A 19,906-nucleotide genomic window follows, 5' to 3' on the forward strand; every position below is an offset into this window, starting at 1 on the left:
CGCGGAGCGAGGCGATCGCATGAGCGCGCCCGTTCCGGAGTACAACCCGTTGCGGGAGCTGAGCCCGCAGGATCTGCGTGCCCACGCGGCGGAGGCGCTGACGAGGGCGCGGGCGCGCAGCGTCGCGCTGACCGACGCGGTCGACGACGAGGATCTGGTCCGCCAGCACTCGAAGCTGATGTCGCCGCTGGTCTGGGACCTCGCGCACATCGGCAGCCAGGAGGAGTTGTGGCTGGTCCGCGACGTCGGCGGCCGGGAGGCGCTGCGCCCGGACATCGACGACATCTACGACGCCTTCCAGCACGCCAGGGCCGACCGGCCGGAGCTGCCGCTGCTGAGCCCCGCCGAAGCGCGGCGTTATGTCCGTGAGGTCCGGGATAAGGCGTTCGACGTGCTGGAAAAGGTGCCGCTGGAGGGCAGGCGGATCACCGACAGCGCCTTCGCCTTCGGCATGATCACCCAGCACGAGCAGCAGCACGACGAGACCATGCTGGCGACCCATCAGCTGCGCACGGGCGACCCGGTGCTGAGCGCGCCGGAGCCGCCGCGGGCGCCCGCGGGCGGGTACCCGGCCGAGGTGCTGGTTCCCGGTGGCCCGTTCGTCATGGGTACCACGGCGGAACCGTGGGCACTGGACAACGAACGCCCGGCGCACGAGGTCGTGGTGGACGCGTTCTTCCTCGACACCACGCCGGTCACCTGCGGTGCCTACGTGGAGTTCCTGGAATCCGGCGGCTACGCCGAGGAACGCTGGTGGAGCCCGGCGGGGTGGCGGTACCGGACGGAGCACGGCATCACCGCGCCGCGGTTCTGGAAACGGGCCCAGGACGGGTGGTGGCGGACCCGGTTCGGTGTCCACGAGAGGGTGCCCGCCGCCGAGCCGGTCGTGCACGTCTCCTTCCACGAGGCCGAGGCGTACGCGGCCTGGGCGGGCAAGCGGTTGCCCACGGAGGCCGAATGGGAGAAGGCCGCCCGCTTCGACCCGGCGTCCGGGCGTTCCCGCCGGTACCCGTGGGGCGACGAGGATCCGACGGCCGAGCACGCCAATCTCGGCCAGCGGCACCTGCGTCCGGCCGAGGCGGGCGCCTATCCGGCCGGTGCCTCGCCACTGGGCGTGCGCCAGCTGATCGGTGATGTGTGGGAGTGGACGAGCACCGACTTCCACGGATACCCCGGGTTCGCCGCGTTCCCGTATCGCGAGTATTCGGAGGTCTTCTTCGGACCGGAGTACAAGGTGCTGCGCGGCGGTTCGTTCGGGACCGACGCGGCGGCGGTGCGCGGCACCTTCCGGAACTGGGACTACCCGATCCGCCGGCAGATCTTCAGCGGGTTCCGCTGCGCCCGTGATCCCCTGCCGGGCGAGGTGGCCTAGCCGGACATGTGCCGACACCTCGCATACCTCGGCGTGCCGCGGTCGCCCGCCGAGGCGCTGTTCGACGCGCCGCATTCGCTGCTCGTACAGTCCTACGCCCCGGCCGACATGCGGGGCGGGGGCTCGGTGAACGCGGACGGCTTCGGCCTCGGCTGGTACCCCGGCGGGCCCGAACCGCTGCGGTACCGCCGCGCCGGGCCACTGTGGACGGACGGGACGCTGCCCGCGCTGGCCGCCTCGGTGCGCGCACCGGCGTTCCTGGCCGCGGTGCGCAACGGCACCACGGGCATGCCGGTCACCGAGGCGGCGGCCGCGCCGTTCACCGACGGCCGGTGGCTGTTCAGTCACAACGGCGTCGTGCGGGGCTGGCCGGATTCCCTGGCCGGGCCCGCGAAACAGCTGCCGATCACCGAACTGCTCACGCTGGAGGCACCGACCGACTCGGCGGTGCTGTGGGCCCTGCTCCGCGCGCGGCTGGACGCCGGGGAGGACCCACTGGGCGCGGTGACCGGGCTGGTGGCCTCCGTCGAGGCCGCCGCGCCCGGCTCACGACTGAACTTCCTGCTCACCGACGGGGAGGTCCTGATCGGCACGGCCTGGACGCATTCGCTGTCGACGCTGCGGACCGGCGACGGCGTGCTCCTCGCGTCGGAGCCGTGCGATCCGGACCCGGCGTGGACGGCGGTGCCCGATCGGCACGCCGTGCGCATCACCCGTGCCGGCCTCGAACTCGTCCCCCTCATCCCGGAACGGAGTGACCCCCGATGACCGACGTGGATCTGGACAATCACCGTGCTCATGCCGACGTCACCGACGAACTCGTCGATGACGTCCGGAGCGGGCTGACGGCCGAGCGGAAGTGGTTGCCGCCCAAGTGGTTCTACGACGCCGAGGGCAGTGCGCTGTTCGAGCGGATCACCGCGCTGCCGGAGTACTACCCGACCCGCAGCGAGCGGGAGGTGCTCGCCGCACGGGCCGCCGACGTCGCCCGGATCACCGGGGCGCACACCCTGGTCGAGCTCGGCTCGGGGTCGAGCGAGAAGACGCGGCTGCTGCTGGACGCGTTGACCGGGCACGGCACGCTGGAGGAGTTCGTACCGCTGGACGTGTCGGAATCCGCGCTGGCCGAGGCCACGGCCGCGATCTCCGCGGACTACCCGAAGCTCGAGGTCCGCGGGGTGGTCGGCGACTTCACCCAGCACCTGGACCGGCTGCCCGGCGGGCAGCCGAGGGTGGTGGCGTTCCTCGGCGGCACGATCGGGAACTTCCTGCCCGCCGAGCGCGCCGCGTTCCTGCGTTCGGTGCGGGAGGTGCTGGAGGAGGGGGAGTGGCTCCTGCTCGGCACGGACCTGGTGAAGGACGTGGGAATGCTGGAACGCGCCTACGACGACTCGGCCGGGGTCACCGCCGCGTTCAACCGGAACGTGCTGCGGGTGATCAACACCCGGCTCGGCGCGGACTTCGACCCGGACGCCTTCGAGCACGTCGCGCACTGGGACGCGGCGAACGAGTGGGTCGAGATGCGGCTGCGGGCACGCCTGCGGCAGACCGTCGAGATCCCGGGTGCCGGGCTGACCGTCGAGTTCGCCGAGGGCGAGCACATCCGCACCGAGGTCTCGGCCAAGTTCCGGCCCGGCGGGGTCGAGGCCGAGCTGGGCGCCGCCGGGTTCGGCCTCGAGCGGTGGTGGACGGACTCACAGCAACGGTTCGGGGTGAGCCTGGCAAGATCCGTACGTGGCTAATCCTCTCGCGAAGCTCGCCCGTGCGCTCGGCACGAAACCCTGGTTGATGCGGCTCGCGGGCGGGATCATCTGGGCCGACAAGAAGCTGCACCGGGCGTTCGGCGGCCGGGTCAGCCTGGTGGCGATGGCCGGGCTGCCCTCGCTGCGCCTGACCACGACCGGGCGCAGGAGCGGGCTGCCACGCAGCACCAACCTGCTCTACTACCCCGACGGCGACCGGTTCGTGCTCACCGGGTCGAACTGGGGTCGCCCGAACGATCCGGCGTGGACCCTGAACCTGCGGTCCTGCCCGGACGCCGAGATCGCGATCGCCGGGAAGGCGGTCGCGGTCTCGGCGAAGGAACTCGAGGGCGAGGAATACGCCCGGATGTGGCGCGAGCTGCTGCGGTTCTGGCCCGGATACGAAATGGAGCGACTCGCGGCCGGTCGCCCGTTACCCATTTTCGTATTGACGCGGTCGTGTTGACCCGTTCGGGTCGATAGACACACACCATCCTTTCGGACGGTGACGGGATTCGGCGTTTTGTGCCAGTCTCACCCAGTATCGCGTGGTGGCGCCGCACGCGCGGCGCCAGCGTGACCTGAAGTGGGAGGAGATGTCTTGCGGAGTTCCGCGAAGGGCCGGGTGCGTTCGATCGCACTGGTGGGGGCGCTCGTGGCCGGTGCGGCGCTGACCGGGATGACCGGTACCGCGACCGCGGCGCCGGCGGGGGAAACGCTCGCGGCGCAGGTGGGTGCCACGAAACCGGTCGAGTGGGGCACCTGCTCGGCCGAAACGTTACGCGGGGTGCCCGCAGACCAGGCGAAGTTCTACAGCTGCGCGCGCTATCGCGTCCCGATCGACCACGACGACGCGTCGCTGGGCACGATCGACATCGCGCTGCTGAAGCGCGCCGCGCGCACCCCGGACAAACGGATCGGGTCGCTGTTCCTCAACCCCGGCGGTCCCGGTGGCTCGGGCCTGCGGATGCCGATCAGCGGCACCGGGTACTTCCAGCCGCAGGTCGTCGACCGTTTCGACCTGATCGGCTTCGACCCGCGCGGGGTCGGCCAGAGCAACCCGCTGCGCTGCTTCACCACCCAGGAGGACGCGCAGGAGGTGAACAGCGCGCAGATCGGCGTGCCGCTGAGCCGCGCGGAGATCTCCGGCACGCTGGGCTCCTTCCGTGACCTCGGCCAGTTCTGCAAGAACAACGCGGGCGCGCTGCTCAACCACATGTCCACCAAGGACGTCGTGCGCGACCTCGACAAGCTGCGCGCGGCGGTCGGCGACCAGAAGCTGACCTACGTCGGTTTCTCCTACGGCACGCTGATCGGCTCGACGTACTCGGCGATGTTCCCGAAGCAGAGCCGGGCGATCGTGATCGACGGCAACGTCGATCCGCTGCTGCGCACGACCGACGGCGTGCAGTACGACCGGGAACGGGCCCGCGGGTTCGAGATCTCGCTCGACGCGTTCCTGACCCGGTGCCAGCAGGCCGGTCCGAAGTGCGCGTTCAGCTCCGGCACCCCGAGGGCGAAGTTCGACGAGCTGCGTGAATACCTGCGCGAGCAGCCGATCAAGGTGCCCGGCGGCCAGACGATGGACATCAGCACGTTCACCGGCGGTGTCTCCGGCGCCCTGTACCGGCCCGCCGGATTCCCGGCGCTGGCCGAGGAACTTCAGGGCCTCTACGACGTGATCCACCCGCCGGCGGCGGCCGCGCAGACCCAGTCGGCGCGGACGGTCAAGCTGAACGTGCTGGTCCCCGGCAAGAACGGCCTGGCCGACCTCGCCCCGGACAGCCCGTACACCGCGGACGACTCGTACTTCGGCGTGAACTGCTCCGACAAGAAGATCACCATCAAGCAGGACCGGGTGCCGGGTCTGGCCGCGCAGTGGGAGCGGGAGTCGCCGACGTTCGGCCGTTCCCAGATCTTCTCCGACGTCGCGGCGTGCCCGGTGTGGCCCGCCAAGAAGCCGGACGTCTACCGCGGCCCGTGGAAGGCCCAGACGGAGAACCCGGTGCTGGTGGTCGGTAACTACTACGACCCCGCGACGCAGTACCTGTTCGCGAAGCGGATGGCGGACGAGCTCGGCAACGCGCGGCTGCTGTCGGTCGACGCGTTCGGGCACTGCATTCTCGGCAAGTCGCTCGGCGTGGACAAGGCCACCGCCGACTACCTGACCGATCTCAAGGTGCCCGCGGCCGGTCAGGTGTTCCAGCCGAACACCCAGCCGTTCCAGACGGCCGCCACGGCGAAGGGCTGACCTGCCCCGCTCGTGGCCGTCCCCGGGAAGGACGTCTTCGGTGTCCCCGACACACCGAAGGCGTCCTTCCCGCTTTTGTCTCCGTCCCCTTCCGGGTGAACTTTTCGGGTCTCGCCGCTGACGTCCCGGTGGCCGCCGAACCGGACTAACCGACGCGTTCGACGCATTGCGGGAACTCGGCTTGCCAGTGGCGCGCACCGTGCGTGAAGGTGTGCGCGAATGGTTCACGAGAGGGGAGAACGCGTGCTGCGTTCGGTGCGTGCCCGGTGGGCGGGCGCGCTGGTGGTGGTGCTCGCGGTGGGCGGCATCCTCGTCGTCGTGAGCCGGCCGGGGGAGTGGACTCCGCCCGCCGCGGCGGAGACGGCGATCGAGGTGACTCGCTCGACCTGTGGCGCTGGCTGGACGGCGCCGAGGCCGGGCCCGCAGACGTTGCAGGTGCACAACAGCGGTGCGGCGAGCACCGAGGTGGAGCTCATCGATCCCGCCACCGGCACCGTGTTCGGCGAGATCGACGGGCTGGGCCCCGGCACGACTCGAGCGCTGCCGGTCAACCTCGGTGACGGCGGCTACGCGTTCCGCTGCGTGCCGGACGGGAGTTCGGCCTTCGTCGGGCCGACCGTGCGGGTGACCGGGGGCGCCGCGCGTCCCGGCCCGGCCGTCGTCCCGGTGACCGACGCGGACCTGCTGGGCCCGGTCCGGGCGTATCACGGTTACGTGCGTGACGGCCTCGGCAGGCTCGTCGCCGACGTGACCGCGCTGAAGAGCGCCGTCCACAGTGGAGACCGGGCCGGGAGCGAGGCGGCCTGGCTGACCGCGCATCTGACCTATGAGCGGCTGGGCGCGGCCTACAACGCGTTCGGCGATTCCGACAAGGCGATCAACGGCGTCGCGACCGGGCTGCCCGGCGGGGCGGCCGATCCGGGGTTCACCGGGTTCCACCGGCTGGAAAAGGGACTCTGGCACGGGGAACCGATGCCCGCGCTGACCGCGGTCGCCGACCGGCTGGCCGAGGACGTCACGGCGTTGCGCGACGGGTTCGGCGAGGCGCAGATCGCCCAGAACGACCTCGGCCTGCGGGCCCACGAAATCATGGAGAACACCCTGCAGTTCGAGCTCACCGGCCGCGCCGACTTCGGCAGCGGGACCTCGCTGGCCACCGCGGCGGCCAATGTGGACGGGACGAAGGCGGTGCTGGACGTGCTGCGCCCGCTGCTGGTCACCCGGTTCCCCGGTCTTTCCACTGTGGACAGCTGGCTGGACAGGACGAAAAGGACACTCGAGTCGGCACGGCGCCAGGACGGCTCGTGGACCCCGCTGCCGCGGCTGGACCCCGCGCTGCGGCAGCGGGTCAACGGCGAGGTGGGCCAGCTGACCGAGCTGCTCGCCCCCGTCGCGGCGATCGCCGAGCCGAGGAGGATCCGGTGAACCTGCGGCGACGGAGTTTTCTGCGGGGCGCCGTCGCGGCGGGCGCCGGGGCCGGGCTGGCGACCGGCCTGACCGCGAGCGCGCACGCCGAGGGCGGGGTGCCCTTCCACGGGCCGAGGCAGGCGGCGATCCTGGCCCAGCCCGCCCGGCGCAGCGTCGTGGCCTCCTTCGACGTCATCGCGCGGGACCGGGCCGAGCTGACCGACCTGCTGCGCGCGCTGACCGCGCGTGCGCGGTTCCTGACCACCGGCGGCGCCCCGGCGGCGCTCGGCATCACCGGTCCGCCGTCCGACTCCGGCGTGCTCGGGCCGGAGATCCCCGGCGGCAGGCTCGCCACGATCGTCGGCGTCGGCGCGTCGCTGTTCGACGACAGGTACGGCCTCGCGGACCGGAAACCGGTGAAACTGAAGGCGATGCCGACCTTCCCGGACGACGCGCTGGACGCGGCGTGGTGCCACGGGGACCTGAGCCTCACGTTGTCCGCCGAGGACAGTGACACGGTGCTGCACGCCCTGCGGGACATCGCGAGGGCGACACGGGGCGGGATGCAGCTCCGCTGGAAGATCGACGGGTTCAGCTCCCCGTCGCGCCCGGACGGCACGCCGCGGAACCTGCTGGGGTTCAAGGACGGGATCGCCAACCCGGCTTCGTCCGAACTGGACGGTCTCGTGTGGACTCCCGGGGCGGGGGAGCCCGGGTGGACCGGCGGCGGCACCTATCAGGTGATCCGGCTGATCCGGATGCTCGTCGAGTTCTGGGACCGGGTGTCGCTTTCGGAGCAGGAGAACATGATCGGCCGCCGCCGGGACACCGGCGCGCCGCTGGACGGGGTCACCGAGACCGACACCCCGCGCTTCGCCGAGGATCCCGTCGGCACGGTCATCCCGCTGACCAGTCACATCCGGCTCGCGAATCCGCGCTCCGCGGACACCGACGCGAGCCGCGTCCTGCGCCGCTCGGTGAACTACGACCGGGGCGTGGACGCCAACGGGAACCTCGACATGGGGCTCGTCTTCACCTGCTACCAGCGCGATCTCGAGCAGCAGTTCGAGGCCGTGCAGAAGCGGCTCGCCGGTGAGCCGCTGGTCGACTACATCTCGCCGTTCGGTGGCGGGTACTTCTTCGCGCTTCCGGGCGTGACCGGCCCGGACGATCACTACGGACGAGCGCTGCTCGCATAGGAAAGGGAAAAACCGTGAAACCAAGGGCAGGCGGGCGCGTGCTCGCGGCGGGTGCGCTGGCGGCCGCCGTGGCACTGGCCGCGGGGGCTTGTTCGGGTGGCGACCAGAGTTCTTCGAGCGGGCCGAAGCCCGCGCCGGGCCAGGCGGTGAGCGCCGAGGCGGCGGCGACCGCGACCCCGATCAAGCACGTCGTGGTGATCTTCGGCGAGAACATCTCGTTCGACCACTACTTCGGGACCTACCCGAACGCGGCGAACACCGACGGCACCCGGTTCACCCCCGCGCCGGGCACGCCACAGGTCAACGGGCTCACCCCGGACCTGCTGGCACACAACCCGAACGCGTACAACCCGAAGCGGCTTTCGCCCGCCCAGGCGATGACCTGCGACCAGGACCACGACTACAACAAGGAACAGGCCGCGTTCAACGGCGGCAAGATGGACAAGTTCGTCGAGAACACCGAAAAGGACAAGTGCACCGGGCAGCCGGTGCTGTTCGGCGAGCCCGGCCTGGTGATGGACTACTACGACGGCAACACCGTCACCGGCATGTGGAACTACGCCCAGCACTACGCGCTGAACGACAACTCGTTCAACACGGTGTTCGGCCCGTCCAGCCCCGGCGCGGTGAACCTGATCTCGGGACAGACCCATGGCACCCAGCCGGTCGACCCGGTCACCGGCGCGCCGAAGACCGACCGGAAGACGGCGGCGTCGCCGAACGCGAGCGGCCTCGGCACGATGATCGAGGACCCGGACCCGGCGTTCGACGACTGCTCGAACAAGAACCACACCGCCAAGGACAACCTCGCCGCGATGCAGGGCCGCAACATCGGGGACCTGCTCAACGCGAAGAAGCTCTCGTGGGGCTGGTTCCAGGGCGGGTTCAAACCGACCGGGAAGAACGGCGACTACGCGGCCTGCGACGCGAAGCACAAGAACGTCGGCGGGCAGTCCGTTGTGGACTACAGCCCGCATCACGAGCCGTTCCAGTACTACAAGTCCACGGCGAACCCGAAGCACCTGCCGCCCAGTTCGGTCGCCGCGATCGGCGCCACCGACCAGGCCAACCACCAGTACGACACCAGCGACTTCGACGCCGCGCTGGCCGCGGGCAACCTGCCGTCGGTGAGCTTCCTCAAGGCACCGGCCTATCAGGACGGGCACGCCGGCTACTCGGACCCGCTCGACGAGCAGGCGTTCGTGGCGGCCCAGGTGAACAAGATCCAGCAGTCGCCCCAGTGGTCCTCGACCGCGATCGTGCTCGCCTACGACGACTCGGACGGCTGGTACGACCACGTCGCCTCGAAGATCGTGAACGGTTCGAACGATCCGGCCGAGGACTCGCCGATCTGCACCTCGCAACCGGTCAAGCTCGGCGGCTACGCCGACCGCTGCGGTTACGGGCCGCGGCTGCCGCTGCTGGTGATCTCGCCCTACAGCAAGGTGAACCACGTCGACCACACGTTGACGGACCAGACATCGGTGCTGAAGTTCATCGAGGACAACTGGTCGGTCGGCCGGATCGGGGACGCCTCGTTCGACGAACAGGCGGGGTCGCTCGAGGGCATGTTCGACTTCTCGGCGCCGAAGGCGAAACCGGTGAAACTCGATCCGGCCGGCGGGGCCGTCACGGGCTGAGCGAACCTCTGAGTGCACTCTGTGCAGGACTTGCAGTCTCTGCAAAAACTGCATAGAGTGCACTTCATGGGAGGGTCCGAAGAGCGGCTCGAGCGCCGCAGAGTGGCGAAGCGGACGGCGATCCGGGCGGTCGCCGTCCGGCTCGCGCTCGAACACGGGCCGGACGCCGTCACCGTGGAGATGATCAGCACGGCCGCCGACATCTCGCCGCGGACCTTCTTCAACTACTTCCGTGCCAAGGACGACGCGTTCTCGATCGAGCCGCACCAGTGGACGCGGGAGGAGATCCTCGCCGAGCTGCGGGCCCGCCCCGCGGACGAGCCGCCGGCGGAGTCGATGCGCGTGGTCGTCCAGGCGATGGCCGTGGCGGCGGACTTCGCGCATCTGGCCGCGGAATGGGAGCTGCTGCAAGAGCTGTACGCGCGACATCCCGAGCTGTTTTCGCGGATGCGGTTCGGCGAGGTCGACGCGACCATCGCCGCGCTGAGCGCCGAGATCGCCGCGCGGCGCGGCACCGATCCTGCCCGGGACCTGTATCCCGGGATGCTCGTGGGCGCGTCGTTCGCGGCGCTGCAGGCGGCGGAAAACCAGGCTCGCCACGGCGAGCGGTCACTCGGCGAGCTGATCGACGAGGCGTTCGATCTGCTCGTCCAAGGGTTGTAGGGGGAGAAGATGGAGACATATTCGGCCGAACTGGAAGCCGGACGGGAAGCGTTGGCGCGCAAGGACTGGCGCTCGGCCTACCGGCACTTCGGGCGCGCGCACGAACTCGGGCACGACGAGCTGGCCCTGCACCTCGCCGCGCACCGCGGCCTGCTGCGGACGTCGCTGCGCTCGGGCCGGATCGACCGGGCCGCGGTACAGCTGGTGCTGATGGCGGGCGCGTACCTGTTCGACCGCAAGCCGCGAGGAGTGCGGTCTTGACCGGCTCGGGGCTCGTCGTCCGCGCCGCGCAAGGAGCCGACCGGAGACAGGCCATCGAGGTTCTCGGCCGGGCGTTCCAGGTCGAACCCGTGTACCACTGGGTTTTTCCCGATCCCGGTGTGCGTGCCCGCAAACTCGCGCCGCTGCTCGGCACGTTCGTCCGGCACCTGCACGCGGGCACGAGGACGACGGAGGTCGCGACCGTGGCGGGCACGGTCGTGGGCGCGGCCGTGTGGGACCGCCCCGGTGCGGTGCACCCCGGTCCATTGAGGACGATGCGAGCGTTGCCAGGGCTGCTGCGCGCGTGTGGGCGTGGGTTGCCGAGGCTCGGGAAGCTGGGGGAGAAGTTCGACGAGGCCCGGCCGGACCGTCCACATTGGTACCTGTTCCATCTCGGCGCGGATCCGGAGCGGCAGGGGAACGGGGTGGGCTCGGCGCTGCTGCGCGCGGGCCTGGCCCGCTGCGATCGCGAGGGAATGCCCGCCTACCTCGAATGCAAGCCGTCCCATCTGTCCTACTACGCGCGGTTCGGTTTCGAGGCGCACGGCGAGATCGTCGTGGACGAGGCACTGAGCTCGCGGACGATGTGGCGGGAGCCGACCGCGAGCGCGACGTGATCGTCGCCACGCGTCACCGTCGTGGTACGGCCGTGCCGGTACAGTGGCCGGGGTTTCACCACCGAACGAGCACGGAAGCGAGGTGAGCGGCACATGCCGGAAGACAGTCCCGAGACGACCGGACGGACCACGGGCGCCCTCACCTCGGCACCGCACGCGCGCTGACCGCACCCGGGTTTCCCGGTCTCTTCTCCCTGTCTGGCCTTGTGTACGCACGCCGGAAAAGAGCCGGAATCATGATGAACACCTTCGAAATGCTGCTCAGGGTCGGCACCGGTGTCGGACTCGGCGCGGTCATCGGGTTCGAGCGGCAGTACCGCGCCCGGATGGCGGGGCTGCGCACGAACGCCCTCGTCGCGGTCGGCGCCACGTTGTTCGTGCTGTTGTCCGCGCACGGCTTCGGCGGGCTGTCCACCAGCGGGGACGCCGACCCGACCCGGGTCGCCGCGCAGATCGTGTCCGGGATCGGGTTTCTCGGCGCGGGCGTCATCCTGCGGGACGGGCTGAACGTCCGCGGGCTCAACACGGCGGCGACACTGTGGTGCTCGGCGGCGGTCGGCGCGCTCGCCGGCGCCGGCCTCCACGGCGTCGCGGCGGCGGGGACCGCGGTGGTGGTCGCGGTGAACGTCCTGCTGCGCGCGCTCGGCCGTGCGGTCGACCGCCGCCCGGAGACCGGCGACGAGACCCCGGCGCGCTACGCGTTCCAGGCCGTCACCCGGGACGACACCGAGGCACACGTCCGCGCACTGCTCGTGCAGGCCTTGACCCGTACGGACTTCCGGCTGCTTTCGGTGCTCAGCACGGACCGGCCCGAGGACCGCGCCGTCGAGGTGCGGGCCGAGCTGGTCGGCGATCAGCGCGACGACGCGCAGATGGAGTCCGCGGTGTCCCGGCTGTCACTGGAGCCGTCGGTCAGCAGCGTCCGCTGGGAGGTCCTCGTCGCGGCCTGAGCCGGGCGGTCACCGGTCGAGGAAATCGGCGAGCAACTCGGCGAACCGCTCCGGCTGATCGAGGTTGAGCATGTGTGCGGCTTCGGGTACGACGGCCTTACGCGCGTTCACGGCGTGGTGGGCCAGGTGGTCCGCCACGCCGAGAATGTCCAGGGTGTCCAGCTCGCCGGATACGACCAGCGTGGGCGCGGTGATTTCGTGTACGCGCGGGATCGCGTTCAGCTCGTAGGAGACCGGCTGGGTGCCCGGATGCTTCGTCCCGGTGGCGACGAACAGGTCGCGGCAGCGGGCGCGGACGGCGGGATCGACCTGTTCGGGCTTCCGGTGCGGGCCGTCGACCAGCATCTGGAGCAGGTACTCCACGACCAGTTCGCCCGCGCCCTCACGGATCGCCGCCTTGATCTTTTCCGCCAGTGCCAGCGTGAACGGGTCGTGCTGGGTCATCCCGCTGATCCCCGGCGAGGTGAGCACCAGCGCCTCGACCCGCTCGGGGTGGGTCAGCGCGAAGTCGATCGCGGTCCGGCTGCCGAGCGAACAACCGACCAGCGTCGCGCGGACGATCTCCAGCGCGTCGAGCAGCTCGCGCAGGTCGTAGGCGTGCGTGTACGGCTGGGCGGGCACCGCGTCCGAGGAGTCGCCGTGGCCGCGCGCGTCGTACCGGATCACCTTGTGGCGGGCGGAAAAGCGGGCGAACTCCGCGTCCCATTGGCCGCTCGCCAGGCCACCGGCGTGCAGGAACACCACCGGATGCCCGTCGCCTTGGACTTCGTAGCTCAGGAAACCGTTGCAGATCTCGATCGTGCTCACCGAACCCCCTTGCCGACGATGCTCTCGACAGTAACGGGCCGAGTACGCCGAAGGCCCCCTTACCCGGCCGGGAAAGGGGGCCTTCGGTCCTGCCCGAAAGGTCAGGAGCGGGTCATCTTGCGCAGCACGTACTGCAGGATGCCGCCGTTGCGGTAGTAGTCCGCCTCACCCGGGGTGTCGATGCGGACGTCCGCGTCGAACTCCACCTTGGTGCCGTCGGCCTTCGTGGCGGTGACGTGCACGGTGCGCGGGGTCTCGCCCTCGTTCAGCTTCGTGATGCCGGAGATGTCGAAGGTCTCCGTGCCGTCGAGCTTCAGCGACGCGGCCGACTCGCCCTGCGGGAACTGCAGCGGGATGACGCCCATGCCGATGAGGTTGGAGCGGTGGATCCGCTCGAACGACTCGGTGATGACCGCGCGGACGCCCAGCAGCGAGGTGCCCTTGGCCGCCCAGTCACGCGAGGACCCGGAGCCGTACTCCTTGCCGCCCAGCACGACCAGCGGCGTTCCGGCCGCCGCGTAGTTCTGCGCCGCGTCGTAGATGAACGCCTGCGGCGCGCCCTCCTGCGTGAAGTCGCGGGTGTAGCCGCCCTGCACGTCGTCCAGCAGCTGGTTGCGCAGCCGGATGTTGGCGAAGGTGCCGCGGATCATCACCTCGTGGTTCCCGCGCCGGGACCCGTAGGAGTTGAAGTCCTTGCGCTCGATGCCGTGCTCCACCAGGTACTGCGCGGCCGGGGTGCCCGGCTTGATCGCGCCGGCGGGGGAGATGTGGTCGGTGGTGACCGAGTCGCCGAGCTTCGCCAGCACGCGCGCGCCGGAGATGTCGGTGACCGGGGCCGGCTCCGCGGTCATGCCCTCGAAGTACGGGGGCTTGCGGACGTAGGTGGACTGCGCGTCCCACTCGAAGGTCCTGCCCTCGGGGGTGGGCAGCGACTTCCAGCGCTCGCCGCCGTCGAAGACGTCCGCGTAGTCCTTGGTGAACATCTCCTGCGTGATCGCGTAGTCGATGGTCTCCTGGATCTCCTGCGCCGACGGCCAGATGTCCTTCAGGAACACGTCGTTGCCGTCGGTGTCGGTGCCCAGCGGCTGGGTGGCGAAGTCGAAGTCCATCGTCCCGGCGAGCGCGTAGGCGATGACCAGCGGCGGCGACGCCAGGTAGTTCATCTTGACGTCCGGGTTGATCCGGCCCTCGAAGTTCCGGTTGCCCGAGAGCACCGAAACCGCGGTGAGGTCGTTCTCCTGGATCGCGGCCGAGATCTCGTCCGAGAGCGGGCCGGAGTTGCCGATGCAGGTGGTGCAGCCGTAGCCGACCAGGTGATAGCCCAGCTTCTCCAGGTACGGCCACAGGTTGGCCTTGGTGTAGTAGTCGGTGACGACCTGCGAGCCGGGCGCCATCGAGGTCTTGACCCACGGCTTGACCGCGAGGCCCTTCTCGACGGCGTTGCGGGCGAGCAGCGCGGCGCCGAGCATGACCGACGGGTTCGAGGTGTTGGTGCACGAGGTGATCGAGGCGATCACGACGGCGCCGTGGTCGAGGACGAACTCGCCGCGGTCGGCCGAGCTGACCTTGACCGGCTTGCTCGGGCGGCCGCTGCCGCCGTTGGCGGCCGACTGGATGTCGACGGCGTCCTCGTCCTTGAACGACAGGGCGGCCGGGTCGGAGGCCGGGAACGACTCCTCGACGGCTTCGTCGACCTTGGTGTGCGGGGTCTCCTGCTCGCCGTCCACGTAGTCGTGGATCGACTTGCGGAACGAAGACTTCGCGTCGGACAGCTCGATGCGGTCCTGCGGGCGCTTCGGGCCGGCGATCGAGGGGACCACAGTGGACAGGTCGAGCTCGAGGTACTCGGAGTAGGAGGGCTCGTGCGCCGGGTCGTGCCAGAGGCCCTGCTCCTTGGCGTACGCCTCGACGAGCGCGACCTGCTCGGCGGAGCGGCCGGTCAGCTTCAGGTACCGGACGGTCTCCTCGTCGATCGGGAAGATCGCCGCGGTGGAGCCGAATTCGGGGCTCATGTTGCCGATGGTGGCGCGGTTGGCCAGCGGCACCTGCGCGACGCTCTCGCCGTAGAACTCGACGAACTTGCCGACCACGCCGTGGCGGCGCAGCATCTCGGTGATCGTGAGCACGACGTCGGTGGCGGTGACGCCTGCCGGGATCTCGCCGGTCAGCTTGAAGCCGACGACGCGCGGGATGAGCATCGACACCGGCTGGCCCAGCATGGCCGCCTCGGCCTCGATGCCGCCGACGCCCCAGCCCAGCACGCCGAGGCCGTTGACCATGGTGGTGTGCGAGTCGGTGCCGACGCAGGAGTCGGGGTAGGCCTGGCCGCCGCGGGACATCACGGTGCGGGCGAGGTGCTCGATGTTGACCTGGTGCACGATGCCGGTGCCCGGCGGGACGACCTTGAACTCGTCGAAGGCGCCCTGGCCCCAGCGCAGGAACTGGTAGCGCTCGCGGTTGCGCTCGTACTCGATCTCGACGTTGCGCTCGAAGGCGTCGGCCCGGCCGAACACGTCGATGATGACCGAGTGGTCGATGACCAGCTCGGCGGGGGCCAGGGGGTTGACCTTGTCCGGGTCGCCGCCGAGGTCGGTGACCGCCTCGCGCATGGTGGCGAGGTCGACGACGCAGGGCACGCCGGTGAAGTCCTGCATGATCACGCGCGCGGGCGTGAACTGGATCTCGATCGAGGGGTCGGCGCTGGGGTCCCAGTCGCCGAGCGCGCGGATGTGGTCGGCGGTGATGTTCGCGCCGTCCTCGGTGCGCAGCAGGTTCTCGAGCAGGATCTTCAGGCTGTAGGGCAGGCGCTGCGAGCCCTCGACCTTGTTCAGGCGGAACACCTCGTACGAGGCGTCGCCGACCTTCAGCGTGTCTTTGGCGCCGAAGCTGTCCTTGCTGGCAGGTGCAGTCACGTCTAACTCCAGTGGCATGGACTCGCGCCGTTACGACGTCCGTCCCGGGTCAGTTCGGTGTTGTTGTCCGGGCCGTCGGGGCGGCCCGGGGCGAGTCTTGCGCACCCCCACCGTAGGTCCGGATGCGGGATGGCACACCTCGTCCGTCGCCCTAAACAGTACGCGTGTCCTGTTTTCACTTCAAGGCGACACGCCTGTGACGCGGGACGTGCGGGCAACCCGGCGACACGGGTCACCCGATGTGGGGATTTGTTGCCTACGGTGTGTAAGTTTCTGATGTTGCTTCTGATAATGATGTGACAGCCGAGGCGGCGGATGTCTAGGGCTGGTGTGTGACCGACTGGGAGGTGGCGGATCGTGCCGATCCGGCGGGGCGAACGGGACGGTGTCCGAAGAGGGCTGACCGTCGGCGCGTTCGGGCTGGCGATCCTGCTCGGGGTCACCGGCGTGGGAGCCGCCGTGCCTCCGCCGCCGCCGAATCCGAGCGATTCGGAGATCGACGCGGGCAAGGCCGCCGCCAACGAGAAGGCGGGCGAGGTCGGCAAGCTCACCAACCAGCTGGCGCAGGCCGAACAGCGGCTCACCCAGCTGCGGAACGACCTGGAACTCAAGCAGGAGCTGGCGAACAAGGCGCGCGTGGACCTGGAGACCGCGCAGGACGCCGCCTCGCAGGCCGATCGCGACGCGAAGAACGCCCGGGTCGAGGCCGACTCGGCGGCGGGCGCGATCGAGAAAGCGCGTGCCGACCTCAAGACGTTCGCGGCCGCGAGTTTCGAGCAGGGCAGCACGATCGGGTCCGTCTCGGCCTACCTCGGTTCGAGCAGCCCCAAGAACATGCTCTCGCGGGCACAGCTGCTGGAGGCCGTCGGCGGCAAGCGGCTCAACGCGCTGGAGGCGTTGCAGCAGGCGCAGACCGAGAAGTCCAACAAGGACGCCGTCGCCCGGAAAGCGCTTGACGTCGCGCAGCAGAAGCAGGCCGCCGCGCAGCAGGCCAAGGCCGGCGCGGACGCCGCGCAGGCGACCGCGATCCAGGCGCAGCGGAACCAGGCGGCGCAGAACGGCGAGCTGGAGTCGCAGAAGTCCGATGTGGAGCGTCAGCTCTACGCGGCGCAGCAGAAGGTCGACGGTCTCCAGGGTCAGCGGCAGCGCTACGAGGACTGGCGGGCGCAGAAGGCCCGTGAGGAAGAGGAACGCGCTCGCCAGGCGGCGCTGCGCGCGTCCGCCAGTGGTAGCGGCAGTGGCGGTGGGGGAGGCGGCGCCTGGCGGGATCCCGGCCCGTCGGCGCCCGCGGGCGCGTCGGTCGAGGCGGTGGTCGCGCGGGCGATGTCCAAGCTCGGCCTGCCCTACGCGTGGGGCGGCGGCAACGCGAGCGGCCCGACCTACGGCATCCGCGACGGCGGTGTCGCCGACGCCTACGGCGACTTCAACAAGGTCGGCTTCGACTGCTCGGGCCTGATGATCTACGCGTTCGCCGGGGTGCGTTCGCTGGCGCACTACACCGGCTACCAGTACGTCTCGGGACGTCAGGTGCCGCTCTCCCAGATGCGCCGCGGCGACATGCTGTTCTGGGGTGGCCCTGGCAACGTCCACCACGTCGCGCTGTACCTGGGCGGCGGGCAGATGATCGAGGCGCAGCAGTCCGGCACCGTCGTGCACGTGACCTCGGTGCGGTACGGCGAGATCATGCCGTACGCCGTGCGCCTCATCGGCTGAGCGGCCACCACACTCACCGGAAGGGCGGGACGGACGCGATCGCGTCCGTCCCGCCCCCGCGTCATTCGGTCCTGTCCTCGGCGAACAGCAGCCGGACCTCGATCGCGCCCTCGCGGACCGCCTTGGCGTGCTGGTATTCCGGCGAGCCGTACCACTCCCGGAGCCGGGTCATGTCCGGGAACTCCACCAGGGTCGTGACGCGCGCGGGGGACGGCCAGGTCCCTTCCGCGGCTTCGGGCACGACGCCGCGCAGCCGGTACACACCGCCGTACTGGTGAATCGACCGCTGGGCCAGCGCGCGGTATTCGAGGGCGCGTTCTTCGTCGAGTTCTTCGGCTTCTACGAGCACGTATGCGGGCATGAGTCCTCCGGGGTCGGGAAGGCCATGGTGGAACGGCGAGTAAACAGGAAACGCCGTGTACTTCGGATACCCCGGAGACTAGTGCAACGGTGTAGGCTGTCAAGGTGCCAGTGTCGACGGACCAGCCGGTGAGCCGCCGGGAACGGCTGCGCGTGGAAACGACCCGCGAGATCACCACCATCGCCCTGCGGCAGATGGCCGCGGACGGGCCGGGGGCGATCTCGCTCCGCGGTATCGCCCGCGAGATGGGGATGACCGCTCGTGCCATCTACAGCTACTTCGCCACGCGGGACGACCTGATCACCGCGCTGATCGGGGAAACGGCGGCCTCGCTCGCGGACAGTCTCGAATCCGCGCGGGACGCGGTGCCCGGCGCGGACCCGCGCGGGCGGCTGATCGCGTGGGGCACCGCCCTGCGCGAATGGGCCGTGGCCAACCCGGAGGGTTTCCGGCTGGTCTACGGGGATTCGATCCCCGGGTACCAGGCGCCAGGGGGCAGTCCGGTCGAGCGGGCCGCGCGCCGGATCTGCGGCGGGCTCAACCGGCTGGTCGCGGCCTGCGCGGGCGCCGGGGCCGGGCACGAGGAGGCCGGCTGGGCGGCGTTCCCGGCGGAGTACCTGGCGAAGATCCGGGACGAGGTGCCGGACCTCTCGCCGCGGGTGGCCGAGCTCGCGTTGCGGGTGTGGGGCCGCATGCACGGACTGGTCGCGCTGGAGATCCACGGGCACTTGCGGCCGGTCCACGGGGACCCGGCGGCGTTGTACCGTGCCGAAATGACCGAGCTGGCGGAATCCCTTGGCGGACGGGCTAGCTGATCCGGCCGCCGCTCGCCCGTGGATTGTGCGAAGCTCACCGGATGCGACCCTCCCTGTACGAGTTCGCCGGTGGCGAACCGGCGTTCCTGGCCCTGGCCACCGCGCACCACGCGCGGTGTCTCGCCGACCCGGAACTGAATCACCCCTTCTCCCACCCGGACCAGCATCCCCGGCACGTCGAGCGGCTGGCGGCGTACTGGGCGGAGGTGATGGGCGGGCCGCCGCGGTACTCCGAGTCGTGTGGCGACCACACGGGAATGGTCGCGATGCATTCCGGCAACGGCGACATGGGCGAGCTGGGCCGCCGGTTCGTCGAGTGTTTCGTGCTCGCCGCGGACGACGCCGGGCTGCCCGAGGACCCGGAGTTCCGCGCGGCGCTGCGGGCGTACATGGAGTGGGCGGTCACCGAGGTGCTGTCCTATCCGGACGAAGGTGGGGTGCCCGCCGGGATGCCGATGCCGCGCTGGACGTGGGACGGGCGGCGGGACTGAGTGCGGTACGCGGGGATCGTGCTGGCCGGCGGCCGCGCGCGGCGGCTGTCCGGAGTGGACAAACCGGCGCTGGTGGTGGACGGGACGTCGTTGCTGGCCAAGGCGATCGCGGCGCTCGCGGGCGCCGAGCGCGTCGTCGTGGTGGGGCCGGAGCGGCCGGGCCACGGCGACGTCGAGTGGACGAGGGAAGCGGTTCCCGGTGGCGGTCCGGTGGCGGGCCTGATGGCCGGCCTGGCCGCGATCCCGCCGGACGTCCCGCGTGTCGTGGTGCTCGCCGCGGACCTCCCCGGTGTCCGCGTGTCCACAGTGGACCGGCTGCTCGGCGCGCTCGGCGACCGGGCGGGCGCCGTGCTGGTGGACGCGGCGGGCGAGCGACAGTGGCTGCTCGGCGCGTGGTTGGCGGGGCGGCTGCGGGAAGCGCTTCCCGAACGGGGCGAGGGCGCGTCGCTGCGAAGGGTGCTGGGCGGGCTGGAGATCGTCGAGGTCCTCGCCCTCCCGGGGGAGGCCGAGGACATCGACACGCCCGGCGATCTCGAAAGGTATTCCTGACGTCTTCACAACTGTCACACCGCGGATGCGGTTGACTGGCGTCGCGGGCCGCCGTGTGCCGCCGTGCCCCGCCGCCGGGGGAGGCAGTACCGTCGCACCGCAGGCGTGATCACCGTCGCGGCGACCGGTTCGCCGCCTCGCGGTGGAGTGGAGACA

General features: G+C 70.6%; 19 protein-coding genes. 16 read left to right on the forward strand and 3 right to left on the reverse strand.

Features of this window, described 5'->3' with window-relative positions; translation table 11 throughout:
- Window positions 1-19: 19 nt before the first annotated feature.
- From egtB to ABD987_RS14535, 12 genes are all read left to right on the forward strand, one after another.
- Window positions 20-1,372 (forward strand): ergothioneine biosynthesis protein EgtB, encoded by a 1,353-nt coding sequence (gene egtB / locus ABD987_RS14480; protein WP_345392165.1) that lies wholly within the window; start codon window positions 20-22, stop codon window positions 1,370-1,372.
- A gap of 6 nt (window positions 1,373-1,378) precedes the next feature.
- Window positions 1,379-2,140: an ergothioneine biosynthesis protein EgtC gene (gene egtC, locus ABD987_RS14485; protein WP_345392168.1), complete on the forward strand. Its 762-nt coding sequence runs from the start codon at window positions 1,379-1,381 to the stop codon at window positions 2,138-2,140.
- A complete protein-coding gene (gene egtD / locus ABD987_RS14490; protein ID WP_345392171.1) occupies window positions 2,137-3,114 on the forward strand; it encodes an L-histidine N(alpha)-methyltransferase in 978 nt (325 codons plus the stop codon). The genes egtC and egtD overlap by 4 nt, the downstream gene beginning before the upstream one ends.
- On the forward strand, window positions 3,107-3,580 hold the full coding sequence (locus ABD987_RS14495; protein ID WP_345392174.1) for a nitroreductase/quinone reductase family protein: 474 nt from the start codon (window positions 3,107-3,109) through the stop codon (window positions 3,578-3,580). The genes egtD and ABD987_RS14495 overlap by 8 nt, the downstream gene beginning before the upstream one ends.
- A 159-nt stretch (window positions 3,581-3,739) precedes the next feature.
- Entirely contained in the window at window positions 3,740-5,365 is a 1,626-nt protein-coding gene (locus tag ABD987_RS14500) for an alpha/beta hydrolase (protein WP_345393375.1), read from the forward strand.
- 219 nt (window positions 5,366-5,584) lie between these two features.
- Window positions 5,585-6,790, forward strand: coding sequence for an EfeM/EfeO family lipoprotein (locus ABD987_RS14505; RefSeq protein ID WP_345392177.1), 1,206 nt, complete (start codon window positions 5,585-5,587; stop codon window positions 6,788-6,790).
- The gene (locus tag ABD987_RS14510; protein WP_345392180.1) at window positions 6,787-7,971 is read left to right on the forward strand and encodes a Dyp-type peroxidase; all 1,185 of its coding nucleotides are present in this window, start codon (window positions 6,787-6,789) and stop codon (window positions 7,969-7,971) included. The genes ABD987_RS14505 and ABD987_RS14510 overlap by 4 nt, the downstream gene beginning before the upstream one ends.
- 14 nt (window positions 7,972-7,985) lie before the next feature.
- A complete protein-coding gene (locus ABD987_RS14515; RefSeq protein ID WP_345392183.1) occupies window positions 7,986-9,611 on the forward strand; it encodes a phospholipase C in 1,626 nt (541 codons plus the stop codon).
- A 66-nt stretch (window positions 9,612-9,677) separates the two neighbouring features.
- Window positions 9,678-10,274 carry a TetR/AcrR family transcriptional regulator gene (locus ABD987_RS14520; protein ID WP_345392186.1) on the forward strand — a complete coding sequence of 199 codons (597 nt, stop codon included), beginning with the start codon at window positions 9,678-9,680 and terminating at the stop codon, window positions 10,272-10,274.
- A gap of 9 nt (window positions 10,275-10,283) precedes the next feature.
- Window positions 10,284-10,535, forward strand: coding sequence for a DUF3703 domain-containing protein (locus ABD987_RS14525; protein WP_345392189.1), 252 nt, complete (start codon window positions 10,284-10,286; stop codon window positions 10,533-10,535).
- On the forward strand, window positions 10,532-11,152 hold the full coding sequence (locus ABD987_RS14530; RefSeq protein ID WP_345392192.1) for a GNAT family N-acetyltransferase: 621 nt from the start codon (window positions 10,532-10,534) through the stop codon (window positions 11,150-11,152). The genes ABD987_RS14525 and ABD987_RS14530 overlap by 4 nt, the downstream gene beginning before the upstream one ends.
- Before the next feature lie 239 nt (window positions 11,153-11,391).
- On the forward strand, window positions 11,392-12,102 hold the full coding sequence (locus ABD987_RS14535) for an MgtC/SapB family protein (protein WP_345393378.1): 711 nt from the start codon (window positions 11,392-11,394) through the stop codon (window positions 12,100-12,102).
- A 9-nt stretch (window positions 12,103-12,111) separates the two neighbouring features.
- Here the strand turns inward: ABD987_RS14535 and ABD987_RS14540 are convergent, their stop codons facing one another.
- Window positions 12,112-12,909 (reverse strand): alpha/beta fold hydrolase, encoded by a 798-nt coding sequence (locus ABD987_RS14540; RefSeq protein WP_345392195.1) that lies wholly within the window; start codon window positions 12,907-12,909, stop codon window positions 12,112-12,114.
- Between the two features lie 101 nt (window positions 12,910-13,010).
- Entirely contained in the window at window positions 13,011-15,821 is a 2,811-nt protein-coding gene (gene acnA / locus ABD987_RS14545; RefSeq protein WP_345392198.1) for an aconitate hydratase AcnA, read from the reverse strand.
- A gap of 357 nt (window positions 15,822-16,178) precedes the next feature.
- On the opposite strand from acnA, the gene ABD987_RS14550 reads away from it, so the two are divergent.
- Window positions 16,179-17,534: an NlpC/P60 family protein gene (locus tag ABD987_RS14550; protein ID WP_345392201.1), complete on the forward strand. Its 1,356-nt coding sequence runs from the start codon at window positions 16,179-16,181 to the stop codon at window positions 17,532-17,534.
- A gap of 61 nt (window positions 17,535-17,595) precedes the next feature.
- On the opposite strand, the gene ABD987_RS14555 is transcribed toward ABD987_RS14550, so the two are convergent.
- Window positions 17,596-17,895, reverse strand: a complete 300-nt coding sequence (locus tag ABD987_RS14555; protein ID WP_345392204.1) for a DUF1330 domain-containing protein — start codon at window positions 17,893-17,895, stop codon at window positions 17,596-17,598.
- Between the two features lie 104 nt (window positions 17,896-17,999).
- Between ABD987_RS14555 and ABD987_RS14560 the strand changes: the two genes are divergently transcribed.
- Genes ABD987_RS14560 through mobA form a run of 3 tightly spaced genes read left to right on the forward strand, consistent with a single transcriptional unit; the run spans window position 18,000 to window position 19,750 of the window.
- Entirely contained in the window at window positions 18,000-18,710 is a 711-nt protein-coding gene (locus ABD987_RS14560) for a TetR/AcrR family transcriptional regulator (RefSeq protein WP_345392207.1), read from the forward strand.
- A gap of 41 nt (window positions 18,711-18,751) precedes the next feature.
- Window positions 18,752-19,201 (forward strand): group II truncated hemoglobin, encoded by a 450-nt coding sequence (locus ABD987_RS14565; RefSeq protein ID WP_345392210.1) that lies wholly within the window; start codon window positions 18,752-18,754, stop codon window positions 19,199-19,201.
- Window positions 19,202-19,750: a molybdenum cofactor guanylyltransferase gene (mobA, locus tag ABD987_RS14570; protein ID WP_345392213.1), complete on the forward strand. Its 549-nt coding sequence runs from the start codon at window positions 19,202-19,204 to the stop codon at window positions 19,748-19,750.
- The last annotated feature ends 156 nt before the right edge of the window (window positions 19,751-19,906 follow it).

Origin of the sequence: Amycolatopsis samaneae (genome assembly GCF_039541975.1) — a bacterium.
Taxonomy (GTDB): Bacteria; Actinomycetota; Actinomycetes; order Mycobacteriales; family Pseudonocardiaceae; genus Amycolatopsis; species Amycolatopsis samaneae.

Coding starts and splice junctions, on each gene's coding strand:
- egtB (WP_345392165.1), top strand. CDS start 20: ATGAGCGCGCCCGTTCCGGAGTACAACCCGTTGCGGGAGCTGAGCCCG.
- egtC (WP_345392168.1), top strand. CDS start 1,379: ATGTGCCGACACCTCGCATACCTCGGCGTGCCGCGGTCGCCCGCCGAG.
- egtD (WP_345392171.1), top strand. CDS start 2,137: ATGACCGACGTGGATCTGGACAATCACCGTGCTCATGCCGACGTCACC.
- ABD987_RS14505 (WP_345392177.1), top strand. CDS start 5,585: ATGGTTCACGAGAGGGGAGAACGCGTGCTGCGTTCGGTGCGTGCCCGG.
- ABD987_RS14520 (WP_345392186.1), top strand. CDS start 9,678: ATGGGAGGGTCCGAAGAGCGGCTCGAGCGCCGCAGAGTGGCGAAGCGG.
- ABD987_RS14525 (WP_345392189.1), top strand. CDS start 10,284: ATGGAGACATATTCGGCCGAACTGGAAGCCGGACGGGAAGCGTTGGCG.
- ABD987_RS14535 (WP_345393378.1), top strand. CDS start 11,392: ATGAACACCTTCGAAATGCTGCTCAGGGTCGGCACCGGTGTCGGACTC.
- ABD987_RS14555 (WP_345392204.1), bottom strand. CDS start 17,895: ATGCCCGCATACGTGCTCGTAGAAGCCGAAGAACTCGACGAAGAACGC.
- ABD987_RS14565 (WP_345392210.1), top strand. CDS start 18,752: ATGCGACCCTCCCTGTACGAGTTCGCCGGTGGCGAACCGGCGTTCCTG.